Origin of the sequence: Amycolatopsis keratiniphila subsp. keratiniphila (genome assembly GCF_001620365.2) — a bacterium.
GTDB lineage: Bacteria > Actinomycetota > Actinomycetes > Mycobacteriales > Pseudonocardiaceae > Amycolatopsis > Amycolatopsis keratiniphila.
The window spans coordinates 396,928-414,754 of record NZ_LQMT02000007.1 but is presented as its reverse complement, the minus strand read 5'-3'; the positions used below and the strand labels follow the sequence as shown (position 1 = coordinate 414,754).

The window sequence follows — 17,827 nt, the reverse complement described above, 5'->3', positions numbered from 1 at the left end:
TGTCGTTCCTCAGATCTTGTGGCGGGCGATGAGCTGGGCGGCGATGACATTGCGCTGGATCTCGTTGGTGCCCTCACCGACGATCATCAGCGGCGCGTCACGGAAGTAGCGTTCGACGTCGTATTCCTTGGAGTAGCCGTAGCCGCCGTGCACGCGGATGGCGTCGAGGGCGACCTGCATCGCCGATTCCGACGCGAAGAGCTTGGCCATCCCGGCTTCCATGTCGGCGCGTTCGCCCGCGTCGAGTTTCTCGGCGGCGTCGAGGGTGAGCAGGCGCGCGGCACGCATCTTGGTGGCCATGTCGGCGAGGAGGTTGCCGACCGACTGGTGCTTCCAGATCGGCTTGCCGAACGATTCCCGCTCCTGCGCGTAGCGGACGGCGTCGTTCAAAGCGGCCTGCCCGACACCGAGCGCGCGGGAGGCGACCTGGATCCGGCCGACCTCGAGACCGCGCATCATCTGCGCCCAGCCCTGGTTCGGAGTCCCGCCGAGCACGGCGTCCGCGCCGACCTTGCGGCCGTCGAAGACGATTTCGCAGGCCTCGACGCCCCGGTAGCCGAGTTTCGGCAGCTTCTTCGAGATCGTCAGCCCGTCACCGGGCTCGACGAGCAGGACGCTCATGCCGCGATGGCTGGGGGAGGCGTCGCGGTCGGTGATGCACAGCAGCCCGATGAGCCCGGAGTGGGCGGCGTTGGAGATCCAGGTCTTGGAGCCGGTGATCGAGTACCCGTCGCCGTCGGGAGCGGCGTGGGTGCGCATCGCCTGCAGGTCGCTGCCGCCGGCGGGCTCGGTGAGCGCCATGGTGGCGCGGATCGTGCCCTCGGCCATAGCGGGCAGGTACTTCTCACGTTGCTCGGGCGTGCCGAAGGTCTTGATCAGGTAGGTGATGACGGAATGGCCACCGATCGCTCCGGCCAGGCTCATCCAGCCTCGGGCGAGTTCTTCAGTGACTCGCGCGAAACAGGCGGTGCTGACGTCGACGCCGCCGTACTCGGCTGGGGCGAGGAGTCCGAAGAAGCCGAGCTTCTTCATCTCGTCGATGAACTCGGCCGGGTAGACGTCGTCCTCTTCGAACTCGCGGACGCGCGGGCGGACCCGTTCGTCGACGAACTCCGCCACCAGGGCCACCATCTGCTTTTCGTCGTCGGACAGCGTCATCGCCGCAACCCTTCCCTTTCCTGCCGGAGGACGCGCCGCGCGCGATCCAGCACCGGCTTGTCGACCAACTGCCCCTCCACCGCGACCGCACCTTCCCCGGCCGTGGTGACCACCGAATGAGCCCAGCGGATTTCCTCCCGAGACGGGCGAAGCGCCGCCGCGGCCGCCGATACCTGCAAGGGATGCACACACAACTTCCCTGTGAACCCCACTTGGCGCGCATAGCGGACGTCACCGGTGAGCCGCTCGGTGTTGCGCAGGTCGCCGGTCACCCCGTCCACCGGACCCGGAAGGCCGCCCGCCGCCGACGCGAGAACGAGCGCCCCGCGCGCCGGGGCGAGCGCGTCGACGTCCGCAGGATCGACTCCGAGTTCCGCCGCCAGGTCGAAAGTGCCCAGCGCCAGCCGGTGCACATTCGGCACCGACGCGATCTCCCGCGCGTCGAGTACTCCTCGGGCGGTTTCGATCAAGGCGATCAGGACAGGCAACACACCCAGCTCGCCCGCAGCGGTACGGGCGCTGACCGGGTCGGCTTTGGGCAACATGACCACGCACCGGAACCGGGCCAGCGCGGCGAGGTCTTCGTCGTGCCACGGAGTGCCGGCCGCGTTGACTCGCACCGCGCAGTGCGGGTGCTCGTCCAGCCAGGCGACAACCTGCTCCCGCGCGTACACCTTGCGCTCGGGTGCGACGGCGTCTTCGAGATCCAGTACGACAAGGTCGGCTTCGGCACGCTCCGCCTTGGCGAACCGCTCCGGGCGGTCGCCGGGGACGAACAGCAGCGTGGCCGCGTCCCGCACCCGATTCACCAGACGTTCGGCCCGCGTGGTCATCGCCGGGCTCCGCGCACCAGACCGCCGCCGATGATCAGCCGCTGGATCTCGCTGGTGCCCTCGTAAAGCCGCAGAAGCCGGACATCGCGGTAGATCCGCTCGACCGGGAGCTCGCGCATGTAGCCGCTGCCGCCGTGGATCTGCACGGCGAGGTCGGCGACCTTCCCGGCCATTTCGGTGCAGTACAGCTTCGCCGCGGACGGCCCGATCCGCCGGTCCTCCCCGGCCACGTACCGCTTCGCCGTTTCGCGCACCAGCGCCCGCCCGGCCAGCACCCCGGTCTGCTGGTCGGCGAGCATCGCCTGCACCAGCTGGAAGTCACCGATCACCGTTCCGCCTTGGGTGGCCGTCGCGGCGTGGGCGACCGATTCGTCCAGTGCGCGCTGAGCGGTGCCGACCGCCAGCGCGGCGATGTGCACGCGCCCGCGGGCCAGCGACGTCATCGCGGCGCGATAGCCGGTGTCTTCGTCACCCCCGACCAGGCTTGAGCCAGGTACCCGGACGCCGGTGAACGAGACGTTCGCGGTCCAGGCGCCTTCCTGGCCCATCTTCTTGTCCTTGGCGGCGACTTCGACGCCGGGGGTGTCCGCCGGGACCAGGAAGACGGCGATCCCCGTCCCGGACGCGTCGGCGGGACGGGTGCGGGCGAACACCACGAACAATCCGGCGATGGGTGCGTTGGTGATGAAGCACTTCTCGCCGTCGATCACCCAGTCGTCACCGTCACGGACCGCTTTGGTGCGCAGGCCCGCAGGATTCGATCCGGCGCCCGGTTCGGTCAGCGCGAACGAGGCCACGACCTCGCCCGAGGCGATGCGTTCCAGCCACTCGGCCTTCTGCTCGTCGGTGCCGAAGTTCACCAGTACCTGCCCGGCGATGCCGTTGTTGGTGCCGAACATCGACCGCAGCGCCAGCGCGGTGTAGCCGAACTCCATGGCGAGCTCGACGTCCTGGGTCAAGTCGAGACCGAGACCACCCCACTCCTCGGGGATCGCGTAACCGAACAGGCCCATCTCGGCCACCTGCTCGCGCAGATCGTCCGGGATCGCGTCGGTGTCCATGATCTCCCGCTCGCGCGGCACGACCTTCGCGCGGACGAAGTCGCGAACGAGGGTCAGGATCGGCTTGAAGTCCTCGGGGGTCACGGCTGACATGCTCCACACTATGCATCATCCCGGCGGCGAGCACAAAATATATTTTATCAAGTTCTGGTGTGGATCACAGTTCACGGGTTAGCGTCTTCCGGTGAGCCGAGGCAATCTGAAGGCGCTCGCCGCCCAGGAGATCAGGCGGCGGATCTTCGCGGGAGAACTACGCCCTGGCGCCAAAATCGACCAGGAAGCTGTCGCGGAGGAGCTCGGGATCAGCAAGCTGCCGGTGCGCGAAGCGCTGATCACGCTCGACCACGAGGGCGTCGTCGAGCACATTGCCCGGCGTGGCGCCTACGTCGCCGAGCTGACCCGTGACGACATCCGGGACCAGTACCGGGTGTTCGGGTTGGTTTCCGGTCTGGCGGCCGAGCGTGCCGCGAAGAGCCTGTCATCGGAGAGTCTTCAGGCGCTGGCCGACCTCGCCGACCGCGCGGAATCGTGCGTCGATCCCGCCGAGCAGGAACGGCTCAACTTCGAGTTCCACCGGCGGATCAATCACGGGTCGGAGTCGCGCAGGCTCATCTCGATCCTCGGCATCCTCGGGAAGACCGTCTCGCACGGGTTCTACGAAGCCCACGAAGACTGGCCCGCCAAGGCGCGGGAAGACCACCGTCGGATCGTCGACGCGCTGCTGGAGCGCTCCGGCGATCGTGCGCGGATGGCGGTGGAGAGGCACTTCGCCGACGGCGCCGAGCGGGCCGTCTCCTTGCTCGAAGCGCAAGGATTCTGGGACCGCGTTTAGTCCTCTGAAGGTCGATCGTCTTCCCTCGCTGAGCCGAGGAAACTCGACCTTCTCACTTACGCGCCGGTGTGCGTACCGCGGTTTCGCGTGACTGGATGGACGACACGCGTGCTGGGATGGACGACACGCGTGATTGGGCGGACGACTCGCGTTGGAGCGCCGGTCGCGCACGTGTCGTCCGTCCAATCACGCGAGTCGTCCGCCGGATCACACGAGTCGTCCGGTTGGTCATGCGACCACCGCGACGCACGACGGCGCTCACGGTGTCACGGACCAGGTGATGACCGGATGGACCTTGTTTATCCAGATTGAGCATTTTATATTTTGCTGCCATCTGGCGGCCGAGCCCCCGGGGCGTCTGCCAAGATCACCGATTCCGGGATGAGGAAGACATGAGCGTACAAGGACGTACCGCACCATCCGTGGTCAAACCGAAACGCCGGGGCAAGGTGCTCACCGCCGCCATCGCGGCGCAATCGATCGAGTACTACGACTTCCTGATCTACGGCACCGCCGCCTCGCTGGTCTTCAATCGGGAGTTCTTCCCGTCGACGACTCCGGCCGCCGGGGTGTTGGCCGCCTTCGCGACGTTCGCGGTCGGGTTCGCCGGCCGTCCGGTGGGTGCGGCGCTCTTCGGGCACATCGGGGACCGCTTCGGGCGCAAGCCCGCCCTCCTTGGATCGACGATCGCGATGGCCGTCGCGACCACTCTGGTGGGCTTGTTGCCCACCTTCGCCTCGATCGGCGTGCTTGCGCCGGTCTTGCTGGTACTCCTGCGTGTAGTGCAGGGGATCGCGGTGGGCGGAGTGTGGGGCGGGGCCACGTTGCTGGCCGTCGAACACGCCCCGGCCAACCGTCGCGGTCTGCACGGCGCACTGCCGCAGCTGGGCATCTTCGCCGGGATGGTGCTGGGCAGTCTGGTCTACGTGGTGCTCACCGGGGTCCTTACGCATGATGAGTTCACGGCATGGGGTTGGCGGGTGCCGTTCCTGCTCGGCGTCCTGATGTTCCCGGTCGTTCTCTACATCCACCGCTACATCGAGGATTCCCCGGATTTCCGTTCCGTCGAGGAGAAGCTGGCGGCTAAGCCTCGGCGGTCGCCCGTGGTGGAGGTGATGCGTCGGCCGAAGCAGCTGCTGCTGGTCATCCTCATCTTCCTGCCCGCGACCATCACCTTCTACGCGACCGCGACCGGCCTGCTCGACTACGGCGTACGAGACCTCGGGATCGCCAAGGGCACGATGCTCACCGCGGTGATGTTCTCGATGATCGCCACGGGAGTGAGCACGGTCGTCTGCGGACGGCTTTCGGACACGCTGGGCAGGCGACCGGTCTACGTGGCCGGCGTGATCCTCGCGGGCGCTTGGTCCTTCGCGCTCTTCCCGTTGACGGACACGAAGAACTTCTGGTGCATCCTGCTCGCCATCGTGGTCGGACAGATTTCGGTGGGCGCCATGTTCGGCCCCGGGGTCACGATGTTCGCCGAAATGTTCTCGTCGGACGTGCGGTTCTCCGGTGCTTCGCTGGGTGTCCAGTTCGCGAACATCCTGGGCGGGGGACTGGCCCCGTTCATCATGGTCGCGCTGATCGAATCGACCGGCACGACACTGGCGGTTTCGGGCTACATCGTCGCGGCCTGCGTGCTCAGCCTGATCCCGTTGACGATGCTCTCCTTGACCTCACAGCAAGAGCAAGCATAATATAAAATATTAATTAGCTGACGCAGGAGGCCACCATGACCCCGGATCACGAACTGAGTCACCGGGAGCTGGCGATCCTCCGCGCGGTGGCCTCCGGGCGAGCGGAGATCACCTGCAGCAGTGAGCCCGATCTGTTCATCGACGGGTTGCCGTGTTGCGACCAGTACACCGCGCATGTGCTCGCTCATCGCGGCCTGATCGTCCCAGCGCAGCCGGGGCCGATCGGACATCGCGTCCGCGCGCGGCTGACCGCGGCCGGCGGGGCAGCCGCCGGAAACGTGGGCGAAGCGGCGTGAACACCGGGGAAAACGGCGAGCGGGGCGGCGGCCGGAAAGGTCGTCGCCCCGCTCGTGACCAGCGAGGGTTACTCCTCGTCGGCCCAGAGACCGCGCTCCTCGAGCACCTTGATGACGCTGTCGGCGCCTTCGAGGATGTGCTGCTCCGCGATGGTTCGTGCCTTGCGGACGTGCCGACCGCGCAGCGCCTGGACCAGTTCCGCGTGGTCGTTGCGGGTGGCGGTGACGTGCTCCTCGATCGAGGCGTAGAAGCGGTTCGGCAGGTGCTTGACCACCGAGCTGAGCAGCAGCGTCAGCCGGTGCGAGTCGGCAGCGAGGTTGATCTGCCGGTGGAAGTCGTGCCCGAGACGGGCGAGGGTTTCCTGGTCTCCGGCTTCGACGGCCTTCTCGAAGTCCTCGTTGATCGCTTCGAGCCGGGCGATCTGATCAGGAGTGATCTTCTTCGCGGCACGAGCGGCCAGCTCGGAGGAGAACTGGGCCTGTGCCCAGAAGAGGTCTTGGATGTCCTGCCGCGAAACCGGTGCGACGACGAAACCGCGGCGGGGGACCAGCTCGACGAATCCTTCGCTTCGCAAGGAGAGCAGGCCTTCGCGGACCGGCGTGTTGCTGACGCCCACTGCTTCCGCGATCGGCTCGGTGCGCAGGAACTCGCCCGGTTTGACCTGACCGGACATGATGAGCTCGCGCACGTAGGTGGCGACCTCCTCAGGCAGCTGCTGCCGGCCTTCGCTGCTCCGGAGCCTGATCGAGTTGTCGGCCACCCGGCACCTCCCCAATTCGGTTGCGAACATCATATACAACGTTCTGTCGATTATGGCACGGCATCGAGTGCCGATCGCGCAGCTGAAACATAATATTTCGTGGAAGGAGCGCGATGGCGACCGAGGTGAGCGGGCCGTTGACCGGGGTGCGGGTAATCGCGCTCGCTGGAATGGGGCCGACGCCGTTCGCGAGCATGCTGCTGGCGGACATGGGTGCCGAGGTCGTGCGGGTCGCCCGCCCGGCGAACCGCCGAGGGCGCGCGCTGGGGCAGACCGAGGGGATGGCACCCGAGCACGATCTCGCCAATCGCGGGGTGGGCACGGTCGAGATCGATCTCAAGAGTTCCGCCGGAGTCGATTCGGTGCTCCGCCTCGTCGAGGCCGCCGACGTGTTCATCGAGGGATACCGGCCTGGGGTGGCCGAGCGACTCGGGCTGGGGCCGGACACGCTTCTGCGGTGCAATTCCGCGCTCGTGTATGCCCGGTTGACTGGGTACGGCCAGACCGGGCCGTTGGCTCAGCAGGCGGGTCATGACATCAATTACGTCGCACAGTCCGGTGCCCTGCACGCGATGGCGAGGGCGGGGGAGGCCCCGCGGCCGCCGATCAACCTGCTCGGCGATTACGCGGGTGGCGCGCTGGCTGCGGCCTACGGGATTGTATGCGCCGTCCTGGAAGCCCGGTGCTCGGGCCGTGGCCAGGTGATCGACGCGGCGATGCTGGACGGCGTCGCGCTGCTCACGGCCAAGCTTCAGGGGCTGCGCGCCGCCGGTCGCTACAGCGACGAGCCCGGCACCAACTACCTCGATTCCGGCGCGCCGTTCTACGACACCTACCAATGCGCAGACGGGCGATACGTCGCGGTCGGGGCATTGGAGCCTGACTTCTACCGGGAGTTCGTCTCGCGGCTCGGCGTCGACCTTTCCGAATGGCCCGAACAGGATGACCGCACGGAATGGCCGCGGCTGCGAAAACTGATCGCCGAGGCGTTCGCGGCGAGGGATCGTGACGAGTGGGCTCGAATCTTTGAAGGTACCGACGCCTGCGTCACGCCGGTGCTTACGTTCGACGAAGCTGCGGAGCATCCGCACAACGCCGAGCGTGAAGTCTTCCGCCGGGTCGGCGGCGTGTTGCATCCGAACCCCGCGCCCCGGCTGGGGCGGACGCCCGCTCGCGAGCCGCAGCCGCCGGTGGCGGACGTTCTGGACGCGGAAAAGCTGATCAGCGCTTGGTCAGCCGCGCCGTCTCCGACGGCAGCATCCCGAAGCGCTCACGGTACTGGTGGGCGAAACGTCCAGGATGGAAGAAGCCCCATCGCGCCGCGATCTCGGTGACCGACCAGCGCGTGTCCGACACCAGTTCGAGGTGGACCCGGTCGAGGCGGACGCCGCGCAGGTACGCGGTGGGGGACATGCCGACCACCTCCTGGAACCCCGCTTGGAGGGCGCGGGCGCTGATCCCGGCCTTGGCCGCGAGATCGGCGGTCGTGAGCTCCTCCTCGGGGAACCGGTCGATGTGGTCGATGATCTCCCGGATCTTCGAGTGCCTGTTGTGCGCGGGCTTGCTGTGCAGGTCCGCGCTCAGCTGGCTGGGCACCGTCATGAGCAGCTGGCTCATCAGGGCCGATTCCAGTTCGTGGCAGGCGGCCGGGATTGTCGCGACTCCGCCTTCGCGGCTCAGCTCCGTGTAGAGGAAGCCGACGGTCGCGAGCAGTGCTTGCGCCGAACTGGATTCCAAAGGGAACGTCAGGTCGAAGGCGATTTCGTCGTCCACCGGCCGGCCGATCAGCTTGGCGGCGTGCGCCTCGAGGAGGTCCTTCGGCAGTTTGACGTGGTACTGCCACGAGTCGGCGCTCCACTGCACCATGACCGGGGCCTCGGGGACGAAGGCGACACCGGCCTCGCCCGCGGCGAAACTGCGGCCCACGCCGTTCTGCTCCACCGTGCTGTGCCCGGTGACCGGCAGGTTGACGTGGTAGCAGAGCCGCATCGCGGGGCCGAGGATGGTGGTGTCCGCGCCGTAGGACATCCGGGCGATCGTCAGCCGCAAGGAAGGGGCGAGGTCGAGCCGGAACTTCAGGTCGCGGCTCTCGGCCACGTGCACCTCGTGGCTGGCGAAGGTCTTCGTGACCTGCTCGTGGGCGACGTCGAGGTCGCCGGTGCGGAAGTTGAGCGGGCGCATGACGTCCTCCTCGCGCCTCATTGCGGTCTCTAAATATATCATATTTGGATCGCCGAGGCTGGGACCTGCGAAAAGTGGATGCCCGAGCTTCGCTCACGGGATGGTGACGGCCGCCACGTGGGCTTACGTTCTCCACACCAGTGCAGCACCGAGCACACCAGTGGAGTTGTGCGACATGAGTGAACAGAGCAAGACGCCGGTCCTCGAACGGACCCCTGTGGACGGTCCCTGCCCTCGCTGCGGGGCCGCCGAACTCCGCCGTTACCCCGTCGTTTCCGAGGGTGGCTGGTTCCAAGTCGTCAAATGCCAGAACTGCCTGCTGTCGATCGAGCGCACGCCGTGGTCACGGCTCGGCCCGATCCAGCTCCTGTCCGACCTGCTGTAGCGGAGGAATCAACGATGATCGCAGTCGATGTCGGTGGCACGTTCACCGACGTGGTGGCCCTGCAGGACGGTGAGATCCGCACCGCGAAGGTATCCACGTCCTACACCGAGGTCTACGGGCCGGTTCTGGAAGGAGCCGCGACCCTCGGAGTGGAGAACGCCGAGGTGTTCAACCACGCCAGCACGCACGGCCTCAACGCCGTGATCACCCGGCGCCTGCCCAAGATCGGGTTCCTGACCACCGAGGGCCATCGCGACATCCTGGACATGGGGCGCGTCTGGCGGCCCGCGTCGGCCATCCTTGACCCGCGCTGGCGGCGCAGCTTCGGCGACGCGGCCCGTCCGCTGGTCGAGCGCTACCTTCGCCGGGGCATCAGCGAACGGATCACGGCCGACGGCGGCGTCTTGTTCGCATTGGACGAAGCTCAGGCGCGGGCTGAACTGGAGGTGCTCCGCCGGTGCGGCGTCACCGGGGTCGCGATCTGCCTGATCAACGCCTACGTCAACCCGGCGCACGAACTACGGCTGCGCGAACTGGTTCGCGAGGTGGTCGGCGACGTCCCCTGCTCGATCTCCAGCGAGGTCTCTCCGCTGGCCAAGGAGTACGCGCGGGCGTCCACCACGGTGGTCGACACGCTGATGAAGATCATCTACTCCGACTACACCGCGAAGCTGGAGAAAGGGCTCGCCGACCTGGGTTTCACCGGGCAGCTCAACTTCGCCGACTGCGCGGCCACCCTCGTCCCGTCCGATCGCGCGATGGAGCAGCCGTTCCGCATCGTCTTCTCCGGTCCGGCCGCCGGCACGGTCGCCTGCGCCCACTTCGGCGCGCTGATCGGGGAGCGGGACCTCCTGTGCGCCGACGTCGGTGGCACGTCGTGCGACATCAGCGTCGTGACGGCGGGCGAACCGTTCGTCAACACGACCTTCGAACTGGAACACGATCTGGTCGTCAACGCGCTCGCCAACGACATCTCCAGCATCGGGGCGGGTGGCGGCAGCATCGTCGCGATCGGCTCCGCGGGCGAGGTCAAGGTGGGCCCGGACAGCTCGGGAGCGGATCCCGGCCCCGCCTGCTACGGCCGGGGCGGAACGCAACCGACCACCACCGACACCTGCCTGATGATCGGCATCATCGACCCCGAACGCTTCGCAGGCGGCAAGGTCGATCTGGACTCGGCCCTGGCCAAGCAGGCGTTCGAGAGCCTCGATTCGGAGTTCACGCTCGCTCAGCGGGTCCGCTACGCCTACGAGATGGCCGTCAACAACATGGCCGAAGGCGTGTTCAACATCGCCATCAAGAACGGCGTCGACCCGCGCGACTACAGCCTCGTCGCCTACGGCGCGGCCGGTCCGATGCTGCTGCCCGCGGTGCTCGACACCGTGCACTGCAAACAGGTGATCGTGCCGCCGAACCCCGGCCTGTTCTCCGCGCTGGGCCTGCTGTCGGCCGACCAGGTCTTCACCGTCAACCGCAGCGCCTACCTCGTCCTCACCCCGGAGGCGGCGCCGAAGATCGACGCGCTGTTCACGGAAATGGAGGCGCGGCTGCGTGAAGGGCTCGACGTTGGGGCCCGTGTGACGTTCCACCGGAGCATGGACGCCCATCTCGTCGGCCAGAGCTGGGAGACGCCGTTCGTCCCGGTGCCCGACGGCACGATCGACGACACCGCGATCGCCACCATGATCGGTGCCTTCCACGACACCTACGAGGGCCGGTCGGGCAACCGATTCGAGATGCTCCCCGTCGAGGGCGTGACCTTCCGCGTGCGGGCGGTCCTGGACACCCCGAAGGTGACCTACCCGGAACTCCCGGTTCGCGGCGACGAACCGCTCAGGCCGGTCCGGACGACCGTGCTGCGTTACCTCGGCGACGGCGAGACCGGACAGGAAGCGGCTGTCTACGACCGCGCCGCACTGCGCGCCGATGACGTGCTCGAAGGACCGGCCATTGTGGACGAAGGCCTGTCGACCACGCACGTCGGCGCGGGGCAGCGCGCGAGCGTCGGCCGTTACGGCGAACTGATCATCCGGAGGAAGTGACCACAGTGGACACACGTTTGCGCGACATCTCCGACGACGAGTTCAACGCCGCCTACGGCAGTGACCGCTTCACCACGGCGGTGATCCTGAATCGCCTGCGCTACGCGGTGGAGCACATGTCCACCGGCTTCATGCGCGAGGCGTTCTCGCCGATCATCCGCGACTGGTACGACTTCGCCTGCACCATCAGCGGCCCGCCGGACCGCGGCTACCCGATGGCCGTGGTCAGCAACAGCCTTGTGGTCTTCCTCGGCACCCTCGGCGACGCGGTGCGCAACACGGTCGAAGAGTACGGGCCGGAGAACCTCTCACCAGGTGATGTGCTGATCTGCAACGACCCGTATCGCGGCGGCACGCACGTCAACGACGTCTGCTTCATCCGGCCGGTGTTCGTCGACGGTGAGATCGTCTCCTTCGTCAACATGCGCGCCCATCAGCTCGACATGGGTGGGACCGTCCCGGGTGGGTTCTCCGCCACGAAGTCCAATGTGTACGAAAACGGGCTCGTCATCCCGCCGGTCCTGCTGTGGGCCAAGGACGAACCCGTGCGGTCGACCTTCAGCTTGATCTTCGACAACACCCGCTGGGGCGGGATGCTGCTGCCGGACTTCAAGAGCATCCACCAGCAGCTCAAGCTCGGTGAGCAGCTCGTGCTGGAGAACATCGAGCGGTACGGCCTCGACGCCTATCTGGGCACGCTCACCTACGCCTGTGACACGTCTGCCGAACGGATGCGCGAGGCGATCGCGCTGGTTCCCGACGGTGACTACACCGGTTCCGCGGTCATCGACGCGGACGGCCTGGACGACAGCGTCGACTACACGGTGAAGGTGACCCTGCGAAAACGCGGGCAGGACATCGAGGTAGACCTCGACGGGACCTCGTCGCAGGCACGCACCTGCATCAACTGTGGAGTCCTCGACACGAAGACCGCGGTCGGCGTCGCGCTGACGATGCTGCTGGACCCGGAAGTGCCGTTCACCTCGGGGACCTGGCGCACCATCGACCTCGCCACCCCGCCCGGCACGCTGGTTTCCTCACTGCCGCCGGACGGCGGGATCATGATGTTCTGGGAAGCCTCCGGTGCCGTGGTCTCGGCCATCTTCGACGCACTCAACCCGGTGCTGGGCGAGAAAGGCGTGGCGGGCGACTACGGCTCCACCAACACCCACAACGCTTCCGGGCTGACGGGCGACGGAACTCCCTGGACGAGTGCCACCCAATGCGGTGGTGAGCACGGTCCGTGGGGTGCCACCAAGGACGGTGACGGTGACAGTTACACGGTGCTGTTCTTCCTGAACAACCTCGATCCGGCGACGGAGACGATCGAACACGATTCCCCGGTCGTGATGCTGCGCAAGGAACACGCGATCGACACCGGCGGCGCCGGCACGTTCCGCGGCGGTGCGGCGAACCTGAAGGACACGCTCTGGCTGTCCGACGCGAGCCACTACCTCTCGCCCTTCCGCACCAAGGTGCCCAGCGGTGTCGGCGCCAACGGCGGCCAGGCCGGTCCGACCGGGGCGATGTGGTTCTTCCCGCCCGGCAAGGACGAGCGGCGCCTGCTCGGCACCGGCGCCGACGTCTACGCCGGAAGTGTCCCGGTCGCCGGTGTGCTCGACCCGGAGTCCAAGGCGCTCGACCCCGAAAACGGCGTCTACCACTACTTCGCCAGCGAACCGGTGTGGAAGACGACGCCCGGCACGATCCTGCGCTGCGTCACCAACGGTGGCGGTGGCTGGGGTGATCCGTTCGACCGGGACCCCGCCCGCGTGCTCGCCGACGTGCGCAACGAGTACGTCAGCGTCGAGGGCGCGGCCAGGGACTACGGCGTCGTGGTGACCGGCGATCCACACCACGACCCCGAAGGTCTGCGCGTCGACGAGCAGGCCACCGAGAAACTCCGTACGAAGAGGACTGGTAAATGATCCCCGCTTTCCAAGACCGCACCCTGTTCTTCGCCTTCTCGACGTTCACGGGTGAGCGCGCCACCTTCGACCGGTGGTACGACGAGGAGCACATCCCGCAGGTGATGGACTCCCCGGGCATGGTGGGCGCGCAGCGGTTCGTGGTCGCAGACACCAAGCCGCTGTCGGGCACCGAGCCGATCGACTACGGGCACGCGGCGTTGTACGAATTGGACGGCAGTCCGGCGGGCTTCCGCGAAGAGGTCAAGCGGATGCTGATATCCGGCGACATGGTGCTGCCGGACTTCATGATCCAGCCGTTCAAGGCGTTGTTCCTCGAACCGGTCAGCGAACCGCACCACTCGGAACGCTTCGAGAAGCTCGAAGACCTCGACGATCGTCACCTCTGGCTCGTCTTCAGCGATCGTCCGGAGGACAGCGCCGAATACGACAAGTGGTACGACGAGGAGCACATCCCGCAGGTGCTGTCGGCACCCGGATTCGTCCGGGCGCAGCGGTTCGTCACCTCGGGCGTCAAGCCCTTGCCGGGCGTCGTGACGCCTGAAGTGAGCCACCTGGCGATCTACGAGACCAGCGGCGACCTGGGGCCGATGCGCGAAGACGTCAAACGGCAGCTGATCTCCGGTGACATGGTCCTGCCGGAGTTCATGAAGCTGCCCTTCGGCTCGATGTTCCTGCGTCCCGTGAGCCCGTTCTTTCCGGCGAAGGGGACGAAGTGACCATCGGCGGGGTGGCGGTGCCGCACCCGGACGAGCTGTTCCTGGCAGGCGACTGGGTGCCCGCCGACGGCGGACGCCGGGAGATCGTGTCGCCGAGCACCGGCGAGCCGGTCGCCACGGTCGGGCTGCCGTCGGAAAAGCACGCGCTCGCCGCGATCCAGGCCGCCCGCGAAGCGCTGTCCACTTGGGCGGAACTTCCGGTGACGGAGCGGGTCGAGATCTGTGGCCGCTTCTGTGCGGCGCTGGAGGAACGGCTCGAAGACATGGGGGCGGTCTGGGCGGTCGAATCCGGGATGCCGGTCCGTTACAGCCGTACTTTGCACCGGTTCGCCGCCGTGGCCGCGTGGCGGACACTTCTGCAAAGCGCCGGCAACGTCCTGTGCGACGACTCCCGCGAGTCCGCGCTCGGTGACGTCGTGCTGCGGCGCGAGGCGGCGGGCGTCGTTGCCGCGATCATCGCCTACAACGGCCCGCTCGTGACGATCGCGAGCAAGGTGCTCCCGGCGTTGTTGGCGGGCTGTCCGGTGATCGTCAAGGCGGCGATCGAGTCGCAACTGATCATGCGGATCATCGCCGACTGCGCGGCGGGCGCCGGATTCCCCGCGGGCGCGTTGAGCATTCTCTGCGGTGACGCGGAGGTCGGCCGCACCCTGACGGCGAGCCCGTACGTCGACATGGTCTCGCTGACCGGCGGGCGGGTGGCCGCGCAGCAGATCATCGAGGCCACCCGCCACCGATTCGCCCGCACCCATCTCGAACTGGGCGGGAAGTCCCCGGCGCTGATCCTCGACGACGCGGACCTGACCGTGGTGCTCAAGACACTGGTGCCGGGGGCGACCAGCGGCGGCGGGCAGGTCTGCGCCGCGCTGTCCCGGATCCTCGTGCCCGAACGGCGTCACGACGAGATCGTCGAGGTATTGAGGCAGGCATGGGAAGGGCTCACGATCGGTGATCCGCTCGACCCGCGGACCCAGCTGGGGCCGCTTGCCTCGCCGTCGGTCGTCGAACGGACTGAAGGGTTCCTCGCGCGTGCCGTCGACGACGGAGCGCGGATCGTCACCGGCGGGAAGAGGCCGGACGGGCTCGACGGCGGCTGGTACTTCGAGCCCACGCTCGTCACCGACGTCGCCCGCGACTCGGAATTGGCGCAGAACGAGGTCTTCGGCCCGGTCACAGCCGTGCTGACCTACACCGATCCCGAGGACGGACTCCGGCTAGCGAACGACACGAGCTACGGGTTGTCGGCGAGCGTCTACACGGCAGACCGGGCGAAGGGCGTCGAGTACGCCCGCCGGATCAGGGCGGGTTCGGTCGCCGTCAACGCGTTCGGCCCGGCCCTCACAGCTCCGTTCGGCGGGATGAAGGGATCGGGCTGGGGCCGGGAGGCAGGGCCCGAGGGGATCCTCGAATTCACCGAGCTCAAGCAGATCCTGCAAGGGCCGGGAGGGACGAGATGACGTTCAACTGGATTCTCGAGGCCGCGCCCGTCAAGGACCGGGTCGCGTTCAGCTTCGACACGCGCGTGCGGATGACCTACGGCGAGCTGGACGTCCGGACAAGACAGTACGCACGCGCCCTCAGCGAACTCGGGTTGCGCAAAGGCGACCGGCTCGGCCTGATGTTGTTCAACGACGCCGAATACGTGCCGCTGTTCCTCGCGGCCGCGAGGCTCGGCGTGATCACCGTCCGGCTGAATTTCCGGCTCGCACCCGCGGAACTGGCCTTCATACTGGCGGACTCGGGAACGTCGGTGGTGATCGTGCACGGCAGCCTGGCAGACAGGGTCGCGCCGGTGCGGCACGAAGCGGGCGTCGGCACGTACGTGGTGCTCCCCGACACGGACGACCCTGTGCCTGAATGGGCAACACCGTTCGATGTCCTGCGTGGTCATGAGCCGCTCGCCGACCTCCCGGAACTGGGGGAGCAGGATCCGATGAGCCTGCTCTACACCTCGGGCACCACCGGCTCGCCGAAGGGCGCGGTCTGGACACACCGCAACACCGTCGCGGTCGCGACGGCACAGGCGCTGCGCTGGCAGTTCTCCGAGGACACCGTCGCGCTCGTCCCAGGGCCGATCTACCACGCCGGCGGTTTCGAAGCGGTTGTCGCGCCCGCGCTGCTCATGCACGGCCGCGGGGTGTTCCTGCCCTCGGGCAACTTCACGGTCGACAGGCTCCTGGAGGTGCTGCGTGCGGAGCAGGTGACCGACTGCCTGCTGTTCCCGTTCATGCTCAACGAACTGCTGCACCGGCCGGACCTCGAAGAGCAGCTGCCGACGTCACTGCGGCGGCTCATCCTCGGTGGGGACACGCTCATGCCGTCCACCGCCGAGGAGGTCAAACGGCGATTGCCCGGCGTCAAGCTCACGCAGGTGTACGGCCTGACCGAAGGCGGCGCGATCGCGACGACCCTCGAAGACGCGGACTTCCTCGCGCAGCCGAAGAGCATCGGACGTCCGTTGCCGCTCGCCGAGGCGCGCGTCGTCACGCCGCTCGGCGAACAGACCGCGGTCGGTGAGGTCGGCGAGATCGAGGTGCGCGGCCCGGCGGTGAGTCAGGGCTACTGGAACCGCCCGGACGCGACCCGCGCGACCTTCCACGAGGGATGGTGTCGCACCGGGGACCTCGGATACGTCAACGCCGACGGCTTCCTGCATCTGGCGGGCCGAGCGAAGGACATGATCCGCAGCGGCGGGGAGAACATCTACCCGGCCGAGGTCGAGAAGGTGCTGGCGACCCATCCTCAGGTGCTGGAGGCGGCGGTCGTCGCGGTCCCGGACGCGCGCTACACCGAGGTCGGCTGCGCGGTCGTCGTCACCGAATCGGACCAGGCCGTCGACGCGGAAGTGCTCCGGGCGTTCTGCCGGGAACGGCTGGCCGGGTACAAGGTGCCCAAGTACTTCGTGTTCGTGGACGAACTGCCTCGCAACGCCTCGGGCAAGATCCTCAAATTCCGGCTACGGGAGACCCACGCGACGATCGAGTCCGAAGTGGACAGAGAGAAGACGACGACATGAACGTTCTGATCAGTGGGGCCGCCGGAGGAGTGGGGTCGGCCACGGCGCGCCGGTTCGCCGCAGACGGCGCTCGCGTCGCGGTGACCGACATCAACGCCGACCGGCTCAAGGAAGTGGCCGACGAGATCGGCGGGATCGCCCTTCCCGCCGACGGCACCCAACGCGAAGCCCTGTCCGAAGTAGTGCGACAGGCCGTCGCCGACCTCGGCGGCCTGGACACGGTGATCGCCACCCAGGGCGCCGCCGTCGCCGGCACCGCCAGTCCCAAGGCGGACGACGCGTGGTTCCGTGCCTTCGACGTGAACCTCCACGGCTCGTACTTCCTGGCGGGTGAGGTGCTGCCGCATCTGGTGGAACGGCGTGGCTCGCTGGTGCTGTTCGCGTCGACCGCGGGGTTGCTTTCCGGGCCTCCCGGCACGGTGGGGTACAGCGCGGCGAAGGCGGGCGTGATCGGGCTCGTGCGTTGGCTGGCACGGGACTATGGCCCGCGCGGTGTCCGGGTCAACGGAGTGTGCCCAGGCTGGGTCCGCACGCCGTTGGGGGAGGGCGCGATGAGCTACCTCGCCGAGCGTGAGGGCATCACGGTCGACGAGGCGTACCGTCTCGTGGCGGAGCATGTCCCGTTGCGCCGTGTCGCTGAGCCTGAGGAGATCGCGTCGGTGTGCGCGTTCCTGGCCTCGTCGGACGCTTCGATCATCACTGGGCAGGTTCTGGTGGCCGATGGCGGCGGGGCGGCGGTGGACCCGGCGACCACGGTGTTCGACGCGCCCTGACCTGCGTTCACGAAAGTCCGTGAAGGCCTTAGGTTCCCAAACTCATAACCGGAACCCAAGTGAGAAAGTGTGCTGGACCTGCAGATTCGTGGGTCCAGCACTCCACCACTGATCATGTCCCTGCCCTGGTGTTGCGTGCTGT

Annotated in this window: 16 protein-coding genes; 11 read left to right on the top strand and 5 right to left on the bottom strand. The window is 67.6% G+C overall.

Annotation, left to right across the window (positions count from 1 at the left end; all coding sequences use genetic code 11):
• Positions 1-9: 9 nt before the first annotated feature.
• From AVR91_RS06230 to AVR91_RS06220, 3 genes are read right to left on the bottom strand one after another with little or no spacing between them, the layout of a single operon-like run.
• Positions 10-1,158, bottom strand: coding sequence for an acyl-CoA dehydrogenase family protein (locus tag AVR91_RS06230; protein ID WP_037347214.1), 1,149 nt, complete (start codon positions 1,156-1,158; stop codon positions 10-12).
• Positions 1,155-1,991, bottom strand: a complete 837-nt coding sequence (locus AVR91_RS06225; protein ID WP_063274827.1) for an HpcH/HpaI aldolase/citrate lyase family protein — start codon at positions 1,989-1,991, stop codon at positions 1,155-1,157. Before AVR91_RS06225 ends, AVR91_RS06230 begins: the two co-directional genes overlap by 4 nt.
• A complete protein-coding gene (locus AVR91_RS06220; RefSeq protein ID WP_063274826.1) occupies positions 1,988-3,145 on the bottom strand; it encodes an acyl-CoA dehydrogenase family protein in 1,158 nt (385 codons plus the stop codon). Before AVR91_RS06220 ends, AVR91_RS06225 begins: the two co-directional genes overlap by 4 nt.
• A gap of 91 nt (positions 3,146-3,236) precedes the next feature.
• Between AVR91_RS06220 and AVR91_RS06215 the strand changes: the two genes are divergently transcribed.
• From AVR91_RS06215 to AVR91_RS06205, 3 genes are all read left to right on the top strand, one after another.
• Positions 3,237-3,884, top strand: coding sequence for a GntR family transcriptional regulator (locus AVR91_RS06215; protein ID WP_063274825.1), 648 nt, complete (start codon positions 3,237-3,239; stop codon positions 3,882-3,884).
• Positions 3,885-4,276: 392 nt separating this feature from the next.
• Positions 4,277-5,584: an MFS transporter gene (locus AVR91_RS06210; RefSeq protein WP_063823155.1), complete on the top strand. Its 1,308-nt coding sequence runs from the start codon at positions 4,277-4,279 to the stop codon at positions 5,582-5,584.
• Positions 5,585-5,619: 35 nt separating this feature from the next.
• The gene (locus tag AVR91_RS06205; RefSeq protein ID WP_063274823.1) at positions 5,620-5,880 is read left to right on the top strand and encodes a hypothetical protein; all 261 of its coding nucleotides are present in this window, start codon (positions 5,620-5,622) and stop codon (positions 5,878-5,880) included.
• 68 nt (positions 5,881-5,948) lie between these two features.
• Here the strand turns inward: AVR91_RS06205 and AVR91_RS06200 are convergent, their stop codons facing one another.
• Positions 5,949-6,641, bottom strand: coding sequence for a GntR family transcriptional regulator (locus AVR91_RS06200; RefSeq protein WP_063274822.1), 693 nt, complete (start codon positions 6,639-6,641; stop codon positions 5,949-5,951).
• Positions 6,642-6,754: 113 nt separating this feature from the next.
• On the opposite strand from AVR91_RS06200, the gene AVR91_RS06195 reads away from it, so the two are divergent.
• Complete coding sequence (locus AVR91_RS06195) at positions 6,755-7,975, top strand: CaiB/BaiF CoA transferase family protein (RefSeq protein WP_063274821.1); 1,221 nt, start codon at positions 6,755-6,757, stop codon at positions 7,973-7,975.
• On the opposite strand, the gene AVR91_RS06190 is transcribed toward AVR91_RS06195, so the two are convergent.
• Positions 7,863-8,822 carry an AraC family transcriptional regulator gene (locus tag AVR91_RS06190; protein WP_211282643.1) on the bottom strand — a complete coding sequence of 320 codons (960 nt, stop codon included), beginning with the start codon at positions 8,820-8,822 and terminating at the stop codon, positions 7,863-7,865. The two genes, AVR91_RS06195 and AVR91_RS06190, sit on opposite strands and share 113 nt — an antisense overlap.
• Positions 8,823-8,997: 175 nt before the next feature.
• Here AVR91_RS06190 and AVR91_RS06185 point away from each other — a divergent pair, with 175 nt between their 5' ends.
• Genes AVR91_RS06185 through AVR91_RS06155 form a run of 7 tightly spaced genes read left to right on the top strand, consistent with a single transcriptional unit; the run spans position 8,998 to position 17,685 of the window.
• The gene (locus AVR91_RS06185) at positions 8,998-9,207 is read left to right on the top strand and encodes a hypothetical protein (protein ID WP_063274819.1); all 210 of its coding nucleotides are present in this window, start codon (positions 8,998-9,000) and stop codon (positions 9,205-9,207) included.
• A gap of 14 nt (positions 9,208-9,221) precedes the next feature.
• Positions 9,222-11,249 (top strand): hydantoinase/oxoprolinase family protein, encoded by a 2,028-nt coding sequence (locus AVR91_RS06180; RefSeq protein ID WP_063274818.1) that lies wholly within the window; start codon positions 9,222-9,224, stop codon positions 11,247-11,249.
• Between the two features lie 5 nt (positions 11,250-11,254).
• Positions 11,255-13,177, top strand: coding sequence for a hydantoinase B/oxoprolinase family protein (locus tag AVR91_RS06175; protein WP_143253896.1), 1,923 nt, complete (start codon positions 11,255-11,257; stop codon positions 13,175-13,177).
• Entirely contained in the window at positions 13,174-13,896 is a 723-nt protein-coding gene (locus tag AVR91_RS06170) for a hypothetical protein (RefSeq protein ID WP_063274816.1), read from the top strand. The genes AVR91_RS06175 and AVR91_RS06170 overlap by 4 nt, the downstream gene beginning before the upstream one ends.
• Entirely contained in the window at positions 13,893-15,353 is a 1,461-nt protein-coding gene (locus AVR91_RS06165; RefSeq protein ID WP_063274815.1) for an aldehyde dehydrogenase family protein, read from the top strand. Before AVR91_RS06170 ends, AVR91_RS06165 begins: the two co-directional genes overlap by 4 nt.
• The gene (locus AVR91_RS06160) at positions 15,350-16,912 is read left to right on the top strand and encodes a class I adenylate-forming enzyme family protein (protein ID WP_063274814.1); all 1,563 of its coding nucleotides are present in this window, start codon (positions 15,350-15,352) and stop codon (positions 16,910-16,912) included. The genes AVR91_RS06165 and AVR91_RS06160 overlap by 4 nt, the downstream gene beginning before the upstream one ends.
• Positions 16,909-17,685 carry an SDR family NAD(P)-dependent oxidoreductase gene (locus AVR91_RS06155; RefSeq protein WP_061988526.1) on the top strand — a complete coding sequence of 259 codons (777 nt, stop codon included), beginning with the start codon at positions 16,909-16,911 and terminating at the stop codon, positions 17,683-17,685. The genes AVR91_RS06160 and AVR91_RS06155 overlap by 4 nt, the downstream gene beginning before the upstream one ends.
• Positions 17,686-17,827: the final 142 nt, after the last annotated feature.